This window comes from Micromonospora sp. NPDC047756 (genome assembly GCF_055587245.1).
Genome location: NZ_JBVJGQ010000003.1, coordinates 22,544 through 39,736 on the forward strand (window position 1 = coordinate 22,544; position 17,193 = coordinate 39,736).

General features: G+C 71.0%; 13 protein-coding genes. 1 reads left to right on the forward strand and 12 read right to left on the reverse strand.

Translation table 11 applies throughout. From position 1 onward, the window contains the following. Positions 1-72: 72 nt before the first annotated feature. From ACZ6NZ_RS09560 to ACZ6NZ_RS09570, 3 genes are read right to left on the reverse strand one after another with little or no spacing between them, the layout of a single operon-like run. Positions 73-903 (reverse strand): hypothetical protein, encoded by an 831-nt coding sequence (locus ACZ6NZ_RS09560; protein ID WP_465857462.1) that lies wholly within the window; start codon positions 901-903, stop codon positions 73-75. Then, positions 900-3,200 (reverse strand): HEAT repeat domain-containing protein, encoded by a 2,301-nt coding sequence (locus ACZ6NZ_RS09565; protein WP_465857464.1) that lies wholly within the window; start codon positions 3,198-3,200, stop codon positions 900-902. The genes ACZ6NZ_RS09560 and ACZ6NZ_RS09565 overlap by 4 nt, the downstream gene beginning before the upstream one ends. Beyond that, positions 3,197-4,054, reverse strand: a complete 858-nt coding sequence (locus ACZ6NZ_RS09570; RefSeq protein ID WP_465857466.1) for a hypothetical protein — start codon at positions 4,052-4,054, stop codon at positions 3,197-3,199. Before ACZ6NZ_RS09570 ends, ACZ6NZ_RS09565 begins: the two co-directional genes overlap by 4 nt. Before the next feature lie 353 nt (positions 4,055-4,407). Between ACZ6NZ_RS09570 and ACZ6NZ_RS09575 the strand changes: the two genes are divergently transcribed. Next, the gene (locus ACZ6NZ_RS09575; protein ID WP_465857468.1) at positions 4,408-5,121 is read left to right on the forward strand and encodes a Crp/Fnr family transcriptional regulator; all 714 of its coding nucleotides are present in this window, start codon (positions 4,408-4,410) and stop codon (positions 5,119-5,121) included. A gap of 199 nt (positions 5,122-5,320) precedes the next feature. Here the strand turns inward: ACZ6NZ_RS09575 and ACZ6NZ_RS09580 are convergent, their stop codons facing one another. The 9 genes from ACZ6NZ_RS09580 to infC all read right to left on the reverse strand — a co-directional run bounded on the left by ACZ6NZ_RS09580 (position 5,321) and on the right by infC (position 17,118). Then, entirely contained in the window at positions 5,321-8,287 is a 2,967-nt protein-coding gene (locus ACZ6NZ_RS09580; RefSeq protein ID WP_465857470.1) for a hypothetical protein, read from the reverse strand. Further along, on the reverse strand, positions 8,284-10,392 hold the full coding sequence (locus tag ACZ6NZ_RS09585) for a hypothetical protein (RefSeq protein WP_465857472.1): 2,109 nt from the start codon (positions 10,390-10,392) through the stop codon (positions 8,284-8,286). Before ACZ6NZ_RS09585 ends, ACZ6NZ_RS09580 begins: the two co-directional genes overlap by 4 nt. Before the next feature lie 16 nt (positions 10,393-10,408). Then, positions 10,409-10,735 (reverse strand): hypothetical protein, encoded by a 327-nt coding sequence (locus ACZ6NZ_RS09590; RefSeq protein ID WP_465857474.1) that lies wholly within the window; start codon positions 10,733-10,735, stop codon positions 10,409-10,411. Between the two features lie 339 nt (positions 10,736-11,074). Then, positions 11,075-13,624 (reverse strand): phenylalanine--tRNA ligase subunit beta, encoded by a 2,550-nt coding sequence (pheT, locus tag ACZ6NZ_RS09595; protein WP_465857476.1) that lies wholly within the window; start codon positions 13,622-13,624, stop codon positions 11,075-11,077. A 40-nt stretch (positions 13,625-13,664) separates the two neighbouring features. After that, positions 13,665-14,732 (reverse strand): phenylalanine--tRNA ligase subunit alpha, encoded by a 1,068-nt coding sequence (pheS, locus tag ACZ6NZ_RS09600; protein ID WP_366611691.1) that lies wholly within the window; start codon positions 14,730-14,732, stop codon positions 13,665-13,667. 218 nt (positions 14,733-14,950) lie between these two features. Next, positions 14,951-15,748 carry a TrmH family RNA methyltransferase gene (locus ACZ6NZ_RS09605; protein WP_366611692.1) on the reverse strand — a complete coding sequence of 266 codons (798 nt, stop codon included), beginning with the start codon at positions 15,746-15,748 and terminating at the stop codon, positions 14,951-14,953. A gap of 83 nt (positions 15,749-15,831) precedes the next feature. Beyond that, positions 15,832-16,224 (reverse strand): 50S ribosomal protein L20, encoded by a 393-nt coding sequence (gene rplT / locus ACZ6NZ_RS09610; protein ID WP_007458417.1) that lies wholly within the window; start codon positions 16,222-16,224, stop codon positions 15,832-15,834. A 31-nt stretch (positions 16,225-16,255) separates the two neighbouring features. Further along, the gene (gene rpmI / locus ACZ6NZ_RS09615; RefSeq protein WP_030488428.1) at positions 16,256-16,450 is read right to left on the reverse strand and encodes a 50S ribosomal protein L35; all 195 of its coding nucleotides are present in this window, start codon (positions 16,448-16,450) and stop codon (positions 16,256-16,258) included. 20 nt (positions 16,451-16,470) lie between these two features. Next, entirely contained in the window at positions 16,471-17,118 is a 648-nt protein-coding gene (gene infC / locus ACZ6NZ_RS09620) for a translation initiation factor IF-3 (protein ID WP_357355251.1), read from the reverse strand. Positions 17,119-17,193 lie beyond the last annotated feature (75 nt).

A 17,193-nucleotide genomic window follows, 5' to 3' on the forward strand; every position in this document is an offset into this window, starting at 1 on the left:
GAACAGATGAATCACGCCGATCAACGCCCTGGGCGTCCTCTGCCAGACGATCCTGGCAGAGGACACCGCGTGTCAGTTCACCCGCTCGGACAGCCCGTGCTGACGCTCGTACGTCCTCAGGGCCGCATCCCATGCTTCCGTGTACTCGCTCGGTCCCATGCCGAGATCACCATGTCCACGCACCGCCTCACGGAGCAGTTTGACGAGCTCGGGAACAGTCTCTCGACGTTCCTCCACATATCGGCGGAACACCTCGGCGAACTGCTCCCCGGTCAACCGCGCCGCATGCGAGGTCACCGGATCGTCCTCAAGATTCTGCAACACCGCACACCAGCGGCGAGTCAGCTCGTCCGCCTGGGTCGCCCTGATCTTCTGCAACTCATGATCACACTCGAGCCTGATCCGATCCTCCCAGTACGGCCGGAGCCTCTCCCGGACCCGCTCGTCCGGGCTGACGCGGACGAGCACGCCGAAGTGCGGCGTCACACCCTCACGCGGCCAGCGCTGACCGGCGAAATGGCCGTTCAGGACGCGTTCCAGATCATGCGAACGGTGCGGCTCGTGTGCACGCGCCAGATCGACCGCCTGTTCCCGGACGATCCCGGCGGCCCAACCCAGGTAACGCTCGGCGCGGAGCCGAAGCTCCTCGGACGCCATGTTCTGCGCGGTCCAGGTGTAGACCACGTGCAGCCGGAAGTCGAACGCGTCCCCCTTCGCCGGTACCAGGATCGGCCCCGGGACGTCCTGCCGAAACGTCGCGGTGGTGGGCACGACCGGCGGCAGCGGAGGCGGCGGCACCGGAAGCTCGGCTGGCGGAAAGAACGCGTGCCACCACCGGCGACCCTGCACCTGCGTCGGGATGGGTGGCCTCGTGCCCGGGCCGCCAGGCGGATTCATCGTCATCGGATCTCCTCATCGATAAGTCGTCGTACCTCGTCGAGCAGGTCGTTGTGGGGCAGCACGGGACGCCACACGTGGCGGAGCTGATGGTCCAGGCGATGACGCAACGCCGGCTGCCCAGCGATCACGTGACGCACCAGTTCGAGGCAGTGGACGGCGACGGCCGGCTGCCGGTCCGCCCGGTCCAGCCAGAATCCGAGGGTCCGCCACGAGCGGTACGCGGTCCACGGCAGGCTCAGGGCGGTCGCCCAGAGCACGGCCAGGTCGGCCAGCCGGATCGTGCCCTGGTCGACCAGGTGCAGCAGTTCGGGCCAGTGCTCTCTCGGCGGCTCCGTCCAGCGGTCCGCGAGCACCCGTAGGGTCCGCGCGGCGTGCAGCCGCACCTCGGGGTCGGCGGACGCGGTCCAGTCCACGAGCGCCGGTACGACGCTCGCCGCGTGCCCGTTGCGGTACACCTCGACGAGCCCGCGGACGACCGAGTTGTTCCATCGCTGCATCCGCGCGTGCGCCACCTGGCGCAACTGCACCAGCGCCGCGTCCGGCCAGAGCTGGGCCAGCCCGAGGCTGTAAGCGCGTGCCACGGTGTCGCGTAGGTGAGCTGCCGGACCGGCGGCCCACCGGTCGACCTCGGTGCGGACCCGATGGTGCAGCGTCGGCTGCATCGCCATGGCCACGAGCACGATCGCGGCGGCCTGCCGGACCCCGGCCCGCCGTTCCCGGGCCAGCACTCCCACCGTGTCGAGGGCTGCCTGCACGTCGCGGGTCGCCGACCACCCGATCGCCCCGGCGGCGGCCTGTCGGACCGCCGGAACGTCACCGCGGATCAGATCCGCCAGCCAGTGGAGGAGTTGTTCGGGAGCCCACCAATCGGTCCAGGCGACCTCCAGCAACGCGGACCTGAGGGGCTCGGTGCCCGCCGGGAACTCGATCCGGCACCCGCCCGGCACGCGTACCTCGTACAGCCGGGTGACGGCCTGGCTCAGTGTCGACCCCAGAAGGGCGTCGATCGCCGACCCACGAAGTGGTGCATCAGTGGACGTCACGTCGTCGAAGCCCAGGCGGGCCAGACGTTGGGCAGCCTGGTGCATCTCTGCCACGGGCTGTCCGGCGAGTACGGCACACGAGAGGCGGAACGCGCGCACCTCCTCGTGCGTGAAGCCGTCGACCTCCTCGCCGTTGGACTGCACGTCGAGGATCTCGACGGCCCGCTCGCGAAGCTGGAGTGGCAACAACTGCTCCAACCGCTCGGTCAGGGTGACAGCCCTGGGAACGGTGCGAGCGATCATCTCGACGATCTTCAGGACCTCGCCGGGTCGAGGCTCACCGGCCAGGTACGCCGAGAGCAGTGGATGTCCGACGCAGTCCACATCCACGTACCGCTCCAGACAACTCCCGTCGCAGGCGGCCTCGCACCACCCGACACACCGCCCGCGGAGTTGGTGGCGGAGTTGCGCCCGGAACACCTCGACGGACGAGGCCGGCCGGTGCTCCACGACGTGACCCACGAAGTCGTGCCTCCGCTGGAAGAAGTCCCCGACCAGGACCACCGTCATGCCCGCCGTCGCGGCCTTGGCGGCGAGTGCGACGAGTGTGAAACCGTCGACCTCGCGGAGAACCACCTCGCTCAGGCGGAGCACGTAGCCGTGCCCGCCGGGCAACGACTCCCCCGCCCCGAGGAGGTCGGACAACTGCTCGACACCGAGGGCGCACACCCGGCCGGATCCGTGCTTGCGGGCAACGGCCAGGGTCGCCGAGGTGGACAGTCCACTCCCGACCGTGCCGGACAGGCAGACCAGGTGGTGGCGCTGGAGGTGGTGGTCGAGTCGCTGGTCACTCGCTGCGTGGGCGTACCCGTTGGCGATCTCGCGCACGGTGTCGCCGGCGATCGGTTCGAACCAGACGCGCCCGGCGCCGTCGGACCGCGCGGTGGTGACGTTCACCGTGCCGATGGCGACCGCGCCCTGGCCTGTGGCGTTCTGCCCCTGGACCCGGACGTGGCCGACATCGATGCTTGGTGCGCCCAGCAGACCGGCGAGCCGACGCAGCACGTCCCTGGGGTCAGGAATGTCCTCGGGCTCGTCCGCCTCCTCCCCCTCTGGTGGCTCCTCCGGCTGCGTCTCGGCCGAGCCCGGCTCCTGCACACCATCAGACGATGCCGGGACTGTCGATCCGTTCGGCGTCCCGTCGGCCACGGCGTCACCGAGCGGGTCGCCGCCGGGCGGCTCCTCCGGCCCGTCGTGCCAGAGGTCGTCCAGGTCCCGATCGGTGCCGGGGGCCGTGGAGGGGTGTCGCCCGATCATCGGGACCCGCCCCGCCTCGGGGCGGAGTTCACGTCGCGGCCAACCGAGCCGATCGCCGTCGCACCCTGGCCTATCGCGTTCTGCCCCCGCACGTGGACGTCCCCGGTACGAATGCTCTGTCCAGATGCGTCGGCCGGGCCGGCTGACCGGGGCCCGTGCTCCGTCGCGCCGTCGCCGGTCTTCTCCTCGGCGGGCTCCACCTGCCGTTCCGTGGCCGGGTCGGCACGCTCCCCCGCGGCGGCCGCAACGCCGGGGACCGCTGCCGCGGTGAGATCCTCGTCCACCACACAGAGCCAGGCGTACTCACGGAACTCCTTGTCCGGATGGTCCACCTCGATCCGCACGAAACGCTCGGGTCGCATCTCCTCCGGATACTCGCTGACCACGTCCCGGAAGATCTCGGTCGAGACGACAAGCGCCACCCCGGCCCCGGGAAAGGCAGCCAGGGCCTTCTTGACGGGGTCGGCCTCGCACAGCCGACACACGAAGACGACGGCGTTGCCGGGGAAGCCGTTCGCGCCGTCGAGGTGCACGAGCCCCTGGTGCACAGCCACCCGCAACCGGATGCGGGCGGCCGGGACGCGGCTGCTGTTGTGGTTACGCAGCCGCCGGTTCAGCTCCGGCACGAACCGGCCGATGACCCGGGACTCGGACACCTCGCGTGGCACGACCGCCAACTCGCCGTCGCCCGCCTGCTGCGTGACCCAGGCCACGCGGTCCAGGCCGACCGCGTCAGCCGCCTCGTGCAGCAGTTCCCGAAAGTGCAGCTGCGCCTCGTACTGCTGCAGGTTGCTGCGTCGGCTGTAGCGCTCCATATCGACGGAAATCAACAGTCGTCGCTCAGGATGTCGCATCGAACGTCCCGCCCTTCATCACCCGGCTCGCCCAGCGGCGAGCACCGCAGGAGCCATCGAACCGTCGGGGACCGGTCGGGATCCCGTAGAAGTACGGCATCGCCTGGGACTGTCGAAAAACGGTCATCCCATCCTGTGCGGGTGTCGGCTGTGCACCGCGGCGGTGTCCTTGTCGCATGAGGACAGATGTTTTCGAGCTGCTGCTTACCCTCGAATGGTCACCGCTGGCCGTGCTTGCGCTGATTGCCGTCCGCCTCCTGGTCGACATCGCCACCGAAACGGGGGCATCGCGCTGCGCGCAGGAACGGCTACGCTACGGCACCTGTCGGTGGACGAGGAGGTTGATGCCACAGATGCGACGACCACGCGCGATATCCGGCGGCGAGTGGCCCTACGGCACGTTTCTGCAACGGCTCACACCGCAGGTGCGGACGGCGCTCCTGGGGTTGGGCGTCCGCCGTCAGGTGCCCGCCGGGCAGATCGTGATCCACGAGGGCACCCACGAATCACACCTGGTGCTCCTCGAAGAGGGCCTTACCAAGGTCACCGCGACGTTGCCGGACGGTCGGCCGGCCCTGCTGTCGCTCCGGGTTGGGGGTGATCTCGTTGGCGAGATGTCCGCGCTCAACGACGCACCGCGCTCCGCGACCGTCACGACATGTGGGCCAGCACGCTACAGCGTGATCCAGCCGGACCGGTTCAAGCGGTTCCTCACCGACCATCCCGACGCCGCTCTCGAACTCGCCGCGATGGTGTCCGACCGGCTGCGCTGGTCCAACCGACGCCGGATCGACTTCACCTCCTACCCGGTGAAACTGCGTGTCGCCCGGGTGATCGCCGAGCTGTGCCGCACCCACGGCCGGCAGGGGCTGGACGGCATCGTCATCGACGTACGACTCACCCAGCCCGACCTCGCCACCATCTGTGGCGCGTCCGAGACGGCGATCCAGAAGGCGCTTCGCGAGCTGCGAAACGACGGGTTGGTCGACACCGACTACCGACGGATCACCGTCCGCGATCTGTCGAGCCTACGGAAGCTCGGCAACCTGGAATCCAGCGACGATTGAGGGTCTCCTCCGGCGTCCCGTACGAGGAGACCGGTCGAAATCCGTCAGGCGTCGCACCCGGTGACGCCGAGGCGCTCAGCCGCGACAGCGAACGACGCGTTTCCGTACCGCGACCGTCTCCTCGGCGGTGAGCGCCCGGTCCGATGCCCGGCCTGGCTGTCCGGTCGCGGCGACAAGTCACACTCCGGGTGCACGGCCATCAGGCCCAGCAGGTCGCCCCCGGCGTACCCGCTCGCTTCGAAGCGCTGGGATGACGGTCGAAGAAGTACGGCAACCAACGCCGACAGAACGCCCCGAACGGCCGGACCGCCGGACAGACCCGCCGACTCAGGCCGGACAGGGACACCATGTCCCCCCGGTCGGCCTGGTGGAACAGGCCGATGGTGACGTCGAAGACGCCTCGTTGTACGGCTGCCTGGACACCCGCCGCCAGGATGTCCGCATCCACCTCGTCGACGGCGACGTCCCGCCGCAGCAACTCACCGGCCACGGCCGGTAACAGGTTGTTGCTGATGACGGTGATCAGTTTCGGGTTCGGCGCGAGATCGACGACGGACGACGAGTAGCCGGAGACGTTGACGAAGGCCTCGGTGAAGGGCAGCAGGATCTTCGCGGTGCCCCAGCCGTCGACGAGTGCCGCCGCCGACCGCGACACCTCGGAGACCAGGTACAGATGGGTGGCGAGGACGGCGTACCGGACCCGTGGATCACCGGCCAACAGCTGTGCGACCCGGAACTCCTCAGCGCTGAAGCAGAGCCGGGCGAGCATGTAGACGCGGGCCAACTCCCGCGCCTCGGCGGTCGTCAACAACACCTCGGCCGACCCCGCCCCGGGCCCGCCGACGCCCGGCGACGACCGCCGCGGGCGCCGGCCCTCCTGGCCGGCGACGCCGATCGCATCGTCAAGCGCCGCGAGGATGCCCTCGGCCGGCAGCGGTGCGGCATCCGGGCCGCCCCGACACCGTCGGGCGAGGTCCGGCCAGTGCGCCGACAATCGGCTCATGACGTCCCGGCACGCCTCGGCGTGTGACTGGCCCCGTCGTGACGCGAGCCGCTCGATGCCGCGGAGCAGGTGCGCGGCCGGCGAGCCCGGGGTGGTCTCCTCGCGTAGCCGAGCGACAGTGTCCGGCAGGCTCCGGCCGGCCGTCGGCCCGAAGTAGCCGTCGAGGGTGTCGAGATCGGCAGCGCCGAAGCGCACGGCCACCGACTTCCCGGCCAGGACCCGCTCCCAGTAGTACGCGCCCAGCGCGGCGGGATCCGCCAGCAGCGCGCCGAGATCGCCGGACTCCGGCGACGGTCGCCCCGGCGGCAGCACACGCCGCAGCAGCGTGCGAACGAAGTCGTCGTTGCGCGCGGTCACCTCGGCGGAGGCGGCCTGAAACCAGACCTCGGACGCCAGCTTGGCGGTCTGCCTCTCCTCGTTCACGGATTTGAGATAGGTGTCCAGCTTGTCCTTCTCCGGGTGCGCCGGGCACCGTTCGCCCAGTGAGGGGGCCGCCAACCGAAGGTAGATCCCGAACAACTCGGCGGTGACCTCGCGGCCCGCAGCGCCCAGGTCGAAGAGGTCGTCGGCCAGCACGGAGCCGAGGGCGCCGAACACACACCCGGTGGCCAGCGACGCGTCGTCGGCGATGTCGGCGGCCGCGACGCACAGGTCGACGATGAAGCGCCGCAGGGACAGCGCGGCCGCGCTCCCGTCGGTCGAACCCCAGACCGGGCCGGCGGGCCGGGACGCGAGGTCCGTCGACAGGAGCCGACGCAGAGCGACCAGCGCGCCGCGCAGCTCCTCGGCGAGTTCGCTGACCGGCCGGGGCGGCGCCACGGACTCCGTGCGCAGGACCGCACCGAGGTCGTGCCGCATGACGATGTCGCGGATGTGCTCCGGCGTCATCTCCCGGATCACGATCCGCGCCCGCTTCCGCACCTCCTCCCGCAGGTCGGTGTAGAGCGGCATGTTGAGGGCGCCCTGCAGGTCGTACTGCATGCGCAGAACGAGGCGCTGCACGATGGGCGTGTCGGCGGCGGCGGCCGAGGCCAGCGTGGCGCGGCGCAGCCGGTCGAGGGAGACACCGGCGCTCTGCCGCTCGTACCAGGCGCGGAAGCCCTCGTCGCGCAGGAGATGCCGGTCCGGTTCGACGACGAAACCGGGCCGGGACGCGGCGGCCGCGAGCGCCGCGACGATCCGCGGCATCTCGTCGGCGAGAAGCTCCAGAAAGGGGCGCCCGTCCCCGGTCGCCAACAGGAACCGGTCGAGAGCCGACCCCGCAAGGTCATCGGCGCCGAGGAAGCCGGTGCCCTCGTCGGTCCGGTGGAACGCTGCCATGATTGCGCTGCGCGGCCCGCCGGCGGACGTACGGTACCGGTGGTGGACCAGCCGACTCGCGGCGAAGATCGTGTGACACGGTGCCGCGATGTCCTGAAGATGGACGACCCGCGGAAGGCCGTCGTCGAAGAAACGGGCCTGGGCGGCGAGCGCCTCGTCCACCCGGGCCCGAGAGGGAAAGATGCAGCTGTCCTCGTCGCTCCACACGGTGCCGTCGTCGTCCACGAAGCACTGCCGCAGGAGCCGATTGGTGCGGGGCAGGTAGGTGAGCCCCTGCCCCGAGGGCCCTCGACCGGTGCCCGTCGTCCAGGTGACGATCACCTTGAACTCGTCCATGAAGGGACTGTTGTCGACGTGCAGGGTGTTGTCCCGCGCCACGACGTCCAGTGGCTGCGTGTCCTTGGCCCGCAAGTCGATGATCTTGACGGGCCCGCCGAGGGCGTGCGCGACGAGCGCGACCAGCAGGGGATGAGAGAACGCCTCCCGGAAGTCGGGGTGCGCGACCAGGGAGCCCGCGTCGGCGACGTTCAGGTAGCTGTGCAGCGAGCCTCGGCTGCCCCTGGTGTCGATCGCCGAGTCGTACGCCCGCCGCGCGCTGCCGAAACGCTCCGGTGGAACGAGCCCGGCGAAGCTGAGAGCACCCTCGGCCGCGAGGTTCCCGCTCAGCGACGTGAAGGTGCTCCGCAGAAGCGGGCCGTCCGCCTCCGCCCGGCAGGCACCGTCGACCACCGCTTCGATCTCGCGGCGGAACCTCGCGGCCTCCCGCTCCCGCCGCAGTTGTCGATAGGACGCAGGGCTGGCCAGCTCATCAGCCGGGACGAGCGGCGCGTACCGAGGGCTCATGTCGCCGGACTCCCGACCACCAACGTCGACTGGGTGAGATCCGGGTAGTGCTCCAGGCGGGCCAGTGCCCGTCGGACCTCTTCCACGGCGCTCACGTTCCCGCACTGACCGTACGCCTGCTCGAGCTGGCCCAGGATCGTCCGCACGGAACGGAAGTTGCCGAGGGACTCCTCCACCCGCCAGGCCCGCTCCAACCAGGTGCAGCCCTCCTCGACCTCGCCCGAGCGCAGGCCGGTCGCGCCGAGCAGACGCAGGGCCAGAGCCCGGCCGTAGTCGTTGCCGCGCTCCTCGCACATGGCGAGACTGCGCAGGCCGAGCCCCCGGGCCCACGAATGGTGACCCGTCTCGTTCAGGGCTCGGGCCGCGTCGTACAGACCCCGGGCCTCACGGACGACGTTGTTGCCGCTCCTGGATTCCCGGGCCGCCCGCAACCCCCAGCGCAGCGCCTCCCGGTGGTCACCCGACCGGAGGCAGAGCTCGGCCATGGCGTGGTACGACGACGCCCGACCCGAGTCGTCGCCGGACGCCGCGTCCAGCGCCATGGAGGCGCGCAACTGCTCCTTCGCCGGCTCAAGCTCGCCGATGTCCGCGAGGGCCCGTCCCAGCGCGCGTCGGGACAACGCCTCCATCGCCGGGTCACCGGCGGCCGCCGCGTCGACCGCCTCCCGCTGGACGGACACCGTTCTGGTGACGTCCTGTCGCCAGTAGAGGAACGTGTTGACCGCCCGCGCGAACCGGGTGATGAAGGCGAAGTCCTCATCGGCGCGCGCCGCCTTGATGAGGTAGGACATGGACGCGGTGATCGACTCGAACCAGGAGAGGGCCTGCGCCACGGTGAAGCTGACCGACCCGACGACCGCCAGCAGCTCGCGGTCCACCGGCAGGGAATCCCGGTGTGGGTCGATGGCGCGATCGGCGACGTAGCTCAACGCCAGGTACACGGTGCGGATGCGGCGCGCGGTCAGCTCCTGTTCGGCGGGGTCCAGCGCCTGCCCGAGGGTCTCCGCGAGATAGGCCTTCATCAGGTCGTGGAAGCGGTATCGGCCAGGGCTGATCTCGTCGATGAGGGAGGCCAGGCACAGGGCTTGGAGACTGCGGTCGCACACCCGCCGAGACTGGTCGAGGACGAGGCACAGCACCGCGACCGAGCATTCGTTGCTGGGCAGCATGGATGCGACGTACAGAACCTTCGTCGTCGCCGCGTCGAGGTCGTCCAGTGACCAGGAGATGACGCGTCCGACCTCGATGCCCAGACCGGCGTCATCGAGGAACCGAAGTGGGCTCTGCTCCTCCTCGATCCCCCTCGCGGCGTCGTCGATCGTCCAGGTGGTCTGGATGGCGAGCTTCGCCGAGACGATGGCCAGCGCCAACGGATGCCCCTCCAGAAGCCGCACGATGCGCCGGGCGGCGGCCTGCTCCCGTTCGACGCGGACGAACCCGACACGTTCGGCGATGAGCTCCACCCCCTCGTCGAGGGTCAGCAACGGAAGTTTGATGACCCGGGCGTCGTGACGAACGCTCATCTCGGGGATCGCCCGGCGGCTGGTTACGACCAACACCGACCCGAAGCCCGGCACCAGGTCCCGAACCTGCTCGTAGGAACCCACGTTGTCCACGATGACGAGGCACCGCCGGCCGGCGGTGACGGCCCGGAAGACGCCGCCCCACTCCGCCTCGTCGTCCGGCAGGTCGGACCGGTTGATCCCCAGCGTGGCCAGGAAGCTCCGCAGGGCGTCCCGGGCCTCGATGCGCGGTGTGCCGGAGTACGCGCGCATGTCGACGAAGAACTGCCCGTCGGGATACTCGGCGATGCGCGAGCTGGCCCAGGCCACCGCGAGGGTGGTCTTCCCCGAGCCGGCCAACCCCCAGAGCATGCAGCAGCGCGAGCCCGGCGCGGTCATCGCCTCGTCCATCTCGTGCAGCAGGTGGTGCCTGCCGACGATCCTCCCGATGCCGCCCGGGAGCATGTGCGGTGGCTCGGGCGCGCGCGGGGCCGTGCGCGGCTGTTCGACGTAGATCGCGCCGGAGGTGCCCACCTGGACGACCTGGTGCGCCACCAGGCCCTCGGCGACGTTGCGCGACGAGCTTCCGGAGGCGGGCTCCATGTCGGTCACCTTCCGGCTACATCGTGATGTCGCCGACGCGCTGGGCCTGCACCAGCTTGCCCACGTTGCTGGAGGCAACCACGTTCGTGCTGCCAGCCGGCGTCGCCGGATGCCGGAGCTCCCGCAGGAACTCGGGATCCTCGGCCGCGACTCGGGCCAGAAGCGTACGGAGTTGAGCCACGTCGTCCGCCGAGGCGTCGCCCCGCGCGACCCGGTCCAGGGATTCGAGCATTCCGGCCGGCTCGTCCCTGCCGACGAACCGCCGCCGGATCATGTCGACGAGAGCCGCCCCGGACCCCTCGGCGATCTTGACGAGCGCTCCGGCGACGATTGCCTCGATCATGCGCTGCTCCTTGACCTGAAGGCCTGCGACAGGCGTCGGCGCTCACCCCTTCGCCAGCCAAGGCTACCGATTCGTGTCGATCTCGGAAAGGCTCGTGAGACGGTCGGCGACGTCGACGCCGAGCCCTCGCCCGGCCACCCGAACGCCACCTCGCATCGACGTCGAAGCATGCCAGTGAGGACGGATGCCTGGTGCCCGGCCATCGCGACCTGCCGGGGGACGCCGCGGCGGGCGACGAAGGTCGGCGTTGCCTGTCGGAAGCCCGACACGCCGGAGCCGGCGGCGACACGACGACGGCCCCGGTACCCGCTGCGGGGTACCGGGGCCGTCGTGGCCGCGTCAGGCGCCGCGCAGGGTAGCGCCGAGCCGCTCCGCCGCGACGGCGACCGCCGCGTCCCGTGCCGCGACCGCCTCCTCGACGGTGAGCGTCCGGTCCGGTGCCCGGAACGTCAGCTTGTACGCCAGCGACCGGCGACCCTCGCCGAGCTGCGCGCCCGAGTACACGTCGAACAGCCGCACGTCCTCCAACAGCTCACCGGCACCCGCCTCCAGCGCCCGGCGCACCTGCTCCGCCGGCACCGACTCGTCCACCACCAGAGCCACGTCGATCAACGCCGGCGGGAACCCGGAAACCGTCGGCGCCGGCGTCACCGGCGTCGGCGGCAGCGTGTCGAGGTTCAGCTCCATCGCGCTGGTGCGGCGGGGCAGCTCCAGCGTCGCCACCACCACCGGGTGCAACTCCCCGGCGTGTCCGACCACCGAGCCGTCGACCCGCAGTTCGGCGCAGCGACCCGGGTGCCACGGCGCGTACTCGGCGGCACGCACCTCGACCCGCTCGTCGGGGATCCCGGCGGCGGCCAGCACGTCCCGGGCCGCCTCGATCGCGTCCGCCCAGCCGGCCGGTCGACCCGCACCCCACCAGCCGGCCGGGTCCAGGTCACCGGAGAGCACCACCGCGACGTGCACCGGTTGCGCCGGCACCACCGCGTCGGCGGCGGCGAACTCCTCGTCGGTGGGGCGACGGTCCACGCCCATAGCCGGCGGGCTGCCGGCGCCGACGCGCGGGTGGAAGACCGCACCGATCTCGTAGAGGGCCAGGTCGCGGTGACCCCGGCCGAGGTTGCGCTTGAGGATGCCGAGCAGTGGGCCGAGCAGCGTGGTACGCAGCAGCGGCTCCTCCTCGGACAGCGGGTTGGCCAACCGCACCGCGGGCCGACGACTGTCGTCGGCCGGCAGGCCGAGCTGGTCGGCCAGCTCCGGCGACACGAACGGGTGCGCGAGCACCTCCACGTACCCCCGCTCGGCCAGCGACCCCGCGACCGCCCGGCGGCGACGCTGCCGCGGGGTCAATCCGCTCCCCGGGGGCGCGGTCGGCAGCACCGACGGCACCCGGTCGTACCCGTCGAGGCGGACCACCTCCTCGACCAGGTCGGCCGGGTCGGTCAGGTCGGGCCGCCAGGTCGGCGGGGTGACGCTCAGCACCGTCCCGACGCCGCTGGCCACGCCGACCGTGCCCGGGTCCTCGGACAACCGGTCAGCGCCCTGCGCGACGGTGCAGCCCACCTGCTCCAGCAGGGCGACCACCCGCGCCGGCGGGTACTCGACACCGACCCGCCGGGTCGGCAGGTCCGCCGGAAGACTGATCGGGGTACGCGGCCGGACGTGGTCGATGTCGAGGATCTCCGCGCTCGGGGTGCCACCGCCGTGCTCGGTCAGCAGCCGCACGGCACGCTCCAGCGCGACCAGCGGCACGGCCGGGTCGACGCCCCGCTCCCAGCGCTTCGCGGCCTCGCTGAACAGCTTGTGCCGACGAGCCGTGCGCCCGACCATCGCCGGGTCCCAGTGGGCGGCCTCGAAGAGCACATTGGTGGTCGTTCCGGTGTCGACCTCGCTGGTCTCGCCGCCCATCACCGCGGCGAGCGAGATCGGGCCGGTGTCGTCACAGATGACCATGTCGTCGGCGGTGAGCACCCGGTTGACGCCGTCCAGGGTGGTCAGCTTCTCCCCCGCCTCGGCGCGACGGACCACCAGCGGCCCGGCGATCCGGTCGGCGTCGAAGGCGTGCATCGGCTGGCCCAGCTCCAACATCACGTAGTTGGTGATGTCGACCGGCAGCGAGATGCTGCGGATGCCGGCCGTGACGAGCCGCTGGGCCATCCACGACGGCGTGGGCGCGCCCGGGTCGACGCCCCGCACCAGGCGGGCGGTGAACCGGTCGCAGCCGACCGTGTCGCGGACCTCCACCGGGTACGCCGGCGTCTCGGTGCCGGTCGGGGCGGGCACCAGGGCGGGATCGCGCAGCGGCACGTCGAACGCGTGCGACAGCTCCCGGGCCAGGCCGCGCAGGCTCAGCGCGTACCCCCGGTCCGGGGTGATCTCCAGCTCGAACACGACGTCGTCGAGGCCGACGACGGGCCGCGCGTCGTCACCCGGCTTGGCCGCGCCGTCCGGCCGCAGCACGATGATGCCCGAGTGGTCGTCGCCCAGGCCCAGCTCCTTCGCCGAGCAGATCATGCCGGCCGAGTTGTGCCCGTACGTCTTACGGGCGCCGATCGCGAACCCGCCGGGCAGCACACCACCGGGCAGGATCACCACCACCCGGTCACCGACGGCGAAGTTCCGCGCCCCGCAGACGATCTCCTGCGGCTCGCCGGTGCCGTTGGCGGCACCCACGTCCACCCGGCAGAACCGGATCGGCTTCTTGAAGCCGGTCAGCTCCTCGATCTCGCGCACCTCGCCGACGACGAGCTGCCCGGTGACGTTCTCGCGCAGGTCCACCACGGACTCGACCTCGATACCGAGGTCGACAAGGGCCTGCTCCAGATCACCGGTGGGCAGGTCGGCGGGGAGGTCGACATACTCCCGCAGCCAACTGACAGAAACTCGCATGACTTCAGACCACCGTTCCCGTGTCTCGTACCCGCATCGCCTACGCCCCGGTCCCGAGCGCGCGGCTGAACCGCACGTCGCCCTCGAAGAGATGGCGGATGTCGCTGACCCCGTGCCGGACCATCAGGGTCCGGTCGATGCCCATGCCGAAGGCGAATCCGGAGTAGACCTCCGGGTCGACGCCGCAGGCACGCAGCACCCGCGGGTTGACCATGCCGCAGCCACCCCACTCGACCCACTGCGGGCCGTCGCGGTGCTCCGGGAACCACACGTCGAACTCCGCCGACGGCTCCGTGAACGGGAAGTAGTGCGGCCGCCACCGGGTCTTCGCCTCCGGGCCGAACATCGCCCGGGCGAAGTGGTCCAGCGTGCCCCGCAGGTGGGCCATCGTGATGCCCTTGTCGACCACCAGACCCTCGGCCTGGTGGAACACCGGGCTGTGGGTGGCGTCGATCTCGTCCGTGCGGTAGACGCGACCCGGCACGATCACGTAGATCGGCGGCTTGCGACTGAGCATCGTGCGGGTCTGCACCGTCGAGGTGTGCGTACGCAGCACCAGGCCGGAGCCCTCCGGTGCGATGTGGAAGGTGTCCATCAACCCGCGCGCCGGATGGTCGGCGGGGATGTTCAACGCGTCGAAGTTGACCCACTCCAGGTCGACCTCGGGCCCCTCGGCCACCTCGTAGCCCATCCCGACGAAGAGATCGCTGATCGACTCCATCAGGGTGCTCAACGGGTGCCGGGCACCCCGCGGACGCCGGTCGTAGGGCAGGGTGACGTCCACCCGCTCCTCGACCAGCACCCGCTCGGCCTGCTCGCGCTCCACCACCTCGGCACGGTCGGCGTAGGCGGTCTCGATCGCCCGGCGGGCCTCGTTGACCCGCTTGCCGGCGTCGGACTTCGCGGCCGGCGGCAACGCGCCGATCTCCCGGCGGGCCAGGGAGACCGGTGACCGGTCACCCAGGTGCGCCGAGCGCAGCGCGGTCAGCGCGTCCGGGTCGGTCGCCGCCGTGAACGCCTTCGTGGCGTCCGCGACGGCCTCGTCCAGGGCGGCGGGGTCGAGCAGGGCGACCTGCTTCGGGTCGTACGGATCGTTGCGGTAGCTCATGGCGTACGGGCACTCCCTCACGGCGGCGCCAGCCCTCACCGGGGCGGCTAGGCGAGTCTACGGACGCGCGGCTGTGCCGCAGCCCGCCGGTAGGAGTTGCGCAGGGAGCAGGTCAGGCCCGCCGCCCGCCGACACCGGCGGGCTGGCTAAACGAACGCCGTGGCGCGTTCATGGACGGACGCTCTCCCCTGCTGTCAGTCACGCCGAGGCGTTCACCCTCAGCGCTGTGCTCTCGCTGAAGCGTACAGGCAGACCGCGGCGGCCGCAGCCAGGTTGAGGCTCTCCGCGCGCCCGTACAGCGGCACCCGCACCGTGGTGTCGGCAGCGGTCGTCAACTCCTCGGGCAGCCCGTGCGCCTCGGAACCGAACAGCCAGGCGGTGGGCCCGACGAGCCGACCGTAATCGGTCAGGTCATCCAGGTCGTTGTCGCCGTACCCGGTGGTGGCGAAGATCGACAGCCCGGCGGCACGCAGCGCGTCGACCACCGCGACCGGGTCGGGGGCGCGCACCACGTCGACGTGGAAGAGGCTGCCGGCCGAGGCCCGCACACACTTGCCGTTGTACGGGTCGACGGCGTCCCCGGCGAAGACCACCACACCCGCACCGGCCGCGTCAGCGGTGCGCAGCACCGTGCCGGCGTTGCCCGGGTCACGGACATCGGCCAGCACCGCCACCAGCCGGGGCGCACCCGCGAGGGCCTGTTCCAGTGAGACGTCCAGGTGCCGGCAGACGGCCACCAGCCCCTGCGGGGCGACGGTCTCGGTCAGCGCCGCGAGGGCATCGTCGGTCACCTCGGAGACCGGCACGTCGGCGCGGGCCGCCGTGGCGGCCAACTCCGGGTACCGGTCGAGCGCGGTGGTCGTACCGAACAGTTCGGTGACCACCTCCGGCCGCGCGAGGGCCTCGCGGACCGCCTGCGGGCCCTCGGCCAGGAAACGGCCGGTGGCGTCGCGGTCCCGGCGGCGTTGCAGGCGACGGGCGGCGACAACCCTCGGGGTACGCGGGGTGAAAGCCATGGTGTGCGCTCCTCGGGCACGATTGAGGCGCCCCCCGAACGGCGGTGCCGAAACGGGAGACGCCTCGCTCTGGTGCGTGGGGATCAGGCGGCCTGAGCCGCCGCGCCGCCGGTGCCCTCGGCCGTGACCGCGGCCCGGGCCAGCTCGACGATCGCCGCGAAGGAGGCGGCGTCGTTGACAGCCATGTCGGCCAGGATCTTGCGGTCGACCTCGATGCCGGCCAGACGCAGGCCCTGGATCAGACGGTTGTAGGTCATCCCGTTGGCCCGGGCGCCCGCGTTGATCCGCTGAATCCACAGCTGCCGGAAGTCGCCCTTGCGGTCGCGACGGTCCCGGTAGGCGTACTGCATCGAGTGCAGCACCTGCTCCTTGGCCTTGCGGTACAGGCGGGAGCGCTGACCGCGGTAACCACTCGCGGTCTCCAGCAGGGTACGACGCTTCTTCTGGGCGTTTACAGCCCGCTTGACGCGTGCCATCTCAACTCCTAATTACGTTAGGTGGCGCGCGTCAGCGGCCGAGCAGCTTCTTGATGCGCTTGACGTCGGCCTTGGCCAGCACGACCGTGCCGGTCAGCCGGCGGGTCTGGGTGGAGGGCTTCTTCTCCAGGTTGTGGCGAAGGCCGGCCTGCTGGGCAACGATCTTGCCCTTGCCGGTCACCCTGACCCGCTTACCCATACCCGTGTGGCTCTTCATCTTCGGCATGTGGAACGTCTTCTCCCCTGTTACTCGCCGCTGGTGGCGGCGGTGCCGGTGTCACCGGCTGCTGCGGTCTCGCCGACCGCCGCGGTGTCATCGGCTGCCGGAGCGGCGGACTCGTCCGCGGCCCGGTCCCGAGGGCCACCGCGAGACGCCGTGGCGGCGACCGCGGAAGCCTTGACGGCCCGGTGCGGAGCGAGAACCATGATCATGTTTCGGCCGTCCTGCTTCGGAGCGGCCTCGACGTATCCCAGTTCCGTGATCTCGGATTCGAGCCGGCGCAGGAGCCGGTAACCCAGCTCCGGGCGGCTCTGCTCGCGACCGCGGAACATGATCGTCACCTTGACCTTGTCGCCCGCCTTGAGGAACCGCACCACGTGACCCTTCTTGGTCTCGTAGTCGTGCGGGTCGATCTTCGGCCGAAGCTTCATTTCCTTGATGACGGTCTGCTGCTGATTACGCCGCGCTTCGCGCGCCTTGAGTGCGCTCTCGTACTTGAACTTGCCGAAGTCCATGAGCTTGCACACCGGCGGGCGCGCCATCGGCGCAACCTCGACCAGGTCCAGATCGACGTCCGCGGCCAGCTGAAGAGCGCGCTCCAGCGGGACGATGCCCACCTGCTCACCCTCTGGGCCGACCAGTCGGACCTCACGTGCCCGGATCTGCTCGTTCACGCGTGGTTCGACGCTGATGGGGCCTCCTCGAGTCGTTTCTGCTCTGTCGCCGACCCCTGCGGCTCCCGGGAGGGA

What these genes read in the sequence shown, in the direction of transcription:
- rpmI (WP_030488428.1), bottom strand. Translation starts at nt 16,450, where the DNA reads ATGCCGAAGATGAAGAGCCACACGGGTATGGGTAAGCGGGTCAGGGTG.
- ACZ6NZ_RS09560 (WP_465857462.1), bottom strand. Translation starts at nt 903, where the DNA reads ATGACGATGAATCCGCCTGGCGGCCCGGGCACGAGGCCACCCATCCCG.
- ACZ6NZ_RS09590 (WP_465857474.1), bottom strand. Translation starts at nt 10,735, where the DNA reads ATGATCGAGGCAATCGTCGCCGGAGCGCTCGTCAAGATCGCCGAGGGG.
- pheS (WP_366611691.1), bottom strand. Translation starts at nt 14,732, where the DNA reads ATGAGCTACCGCAACGATCCGTACGACCCGAAGCAGGTCGCCCTGCTC.
- rplT (WP_007458417.1), bottom strand. Translation starts at nt 16,224, where the DNA reads ATGGCACGCGTCAAGCGGGCTGTAAACGCCCAGAAGAAGCGTCGTACC.
- ACZ6NZ_RS09585 (WP_465857472.1), bottom strand. Translation starts at nt 10,392, where the DNA reads ATGGAGCCCGCCTCCGGAAGCTCGTCGCGCAACGTCGCCGAGGGCCTG.
- ACZ6NZ_RS09580 (WP_465857470.1), bottom strand. Translation starts at nt 8,287, where the DNA reads ATGAGCCCTCGGTACGCGCCGCTCGTCCCGGCTGATGAGCTGGCCAGC.
- pheT (WP_465857476.1), bottom strand. Translation starts at nt 13,624, where the DNA reads ATGCGAGTTTCTGTCAGTTGGCTGCGGGAGTATGTCGACCTCCCCGCC.
- ACZ6NZ_RS09575 (WP_465857468.1), top strand. Translation starts at nt 4,408, where the DNA reads ATGCGACGACCACGCGCGATATCCGGCGGCGAGTGGCCCTACGGCACG.
- ACZ6NZ_RS09605 (WP_366611692.1), bottom strand. Translation starts at nt 15,748, where the DNA reads ATGGCTTTCACCCCGCGTACCCCGAGGGTTGTCGCCGCCCGTCGCCTG.
- ACZ6NZ_RS09565 (WP_465857464.1), bottom strand. Translation starts at nt 3,200, where the DNA reads ATGATCGGGCGACACCCCTCCACGGCCCCCGGCACCGATCGGGACCTG.
- ACZ6NZ_RS09570 (WP_465857466.1), bottom strand. Translation starts at nt 4,054, where the DNA reads ATGCGACATCCTGAGCGACGACTGTTGATTTCCGTCGATATGGAGCGC.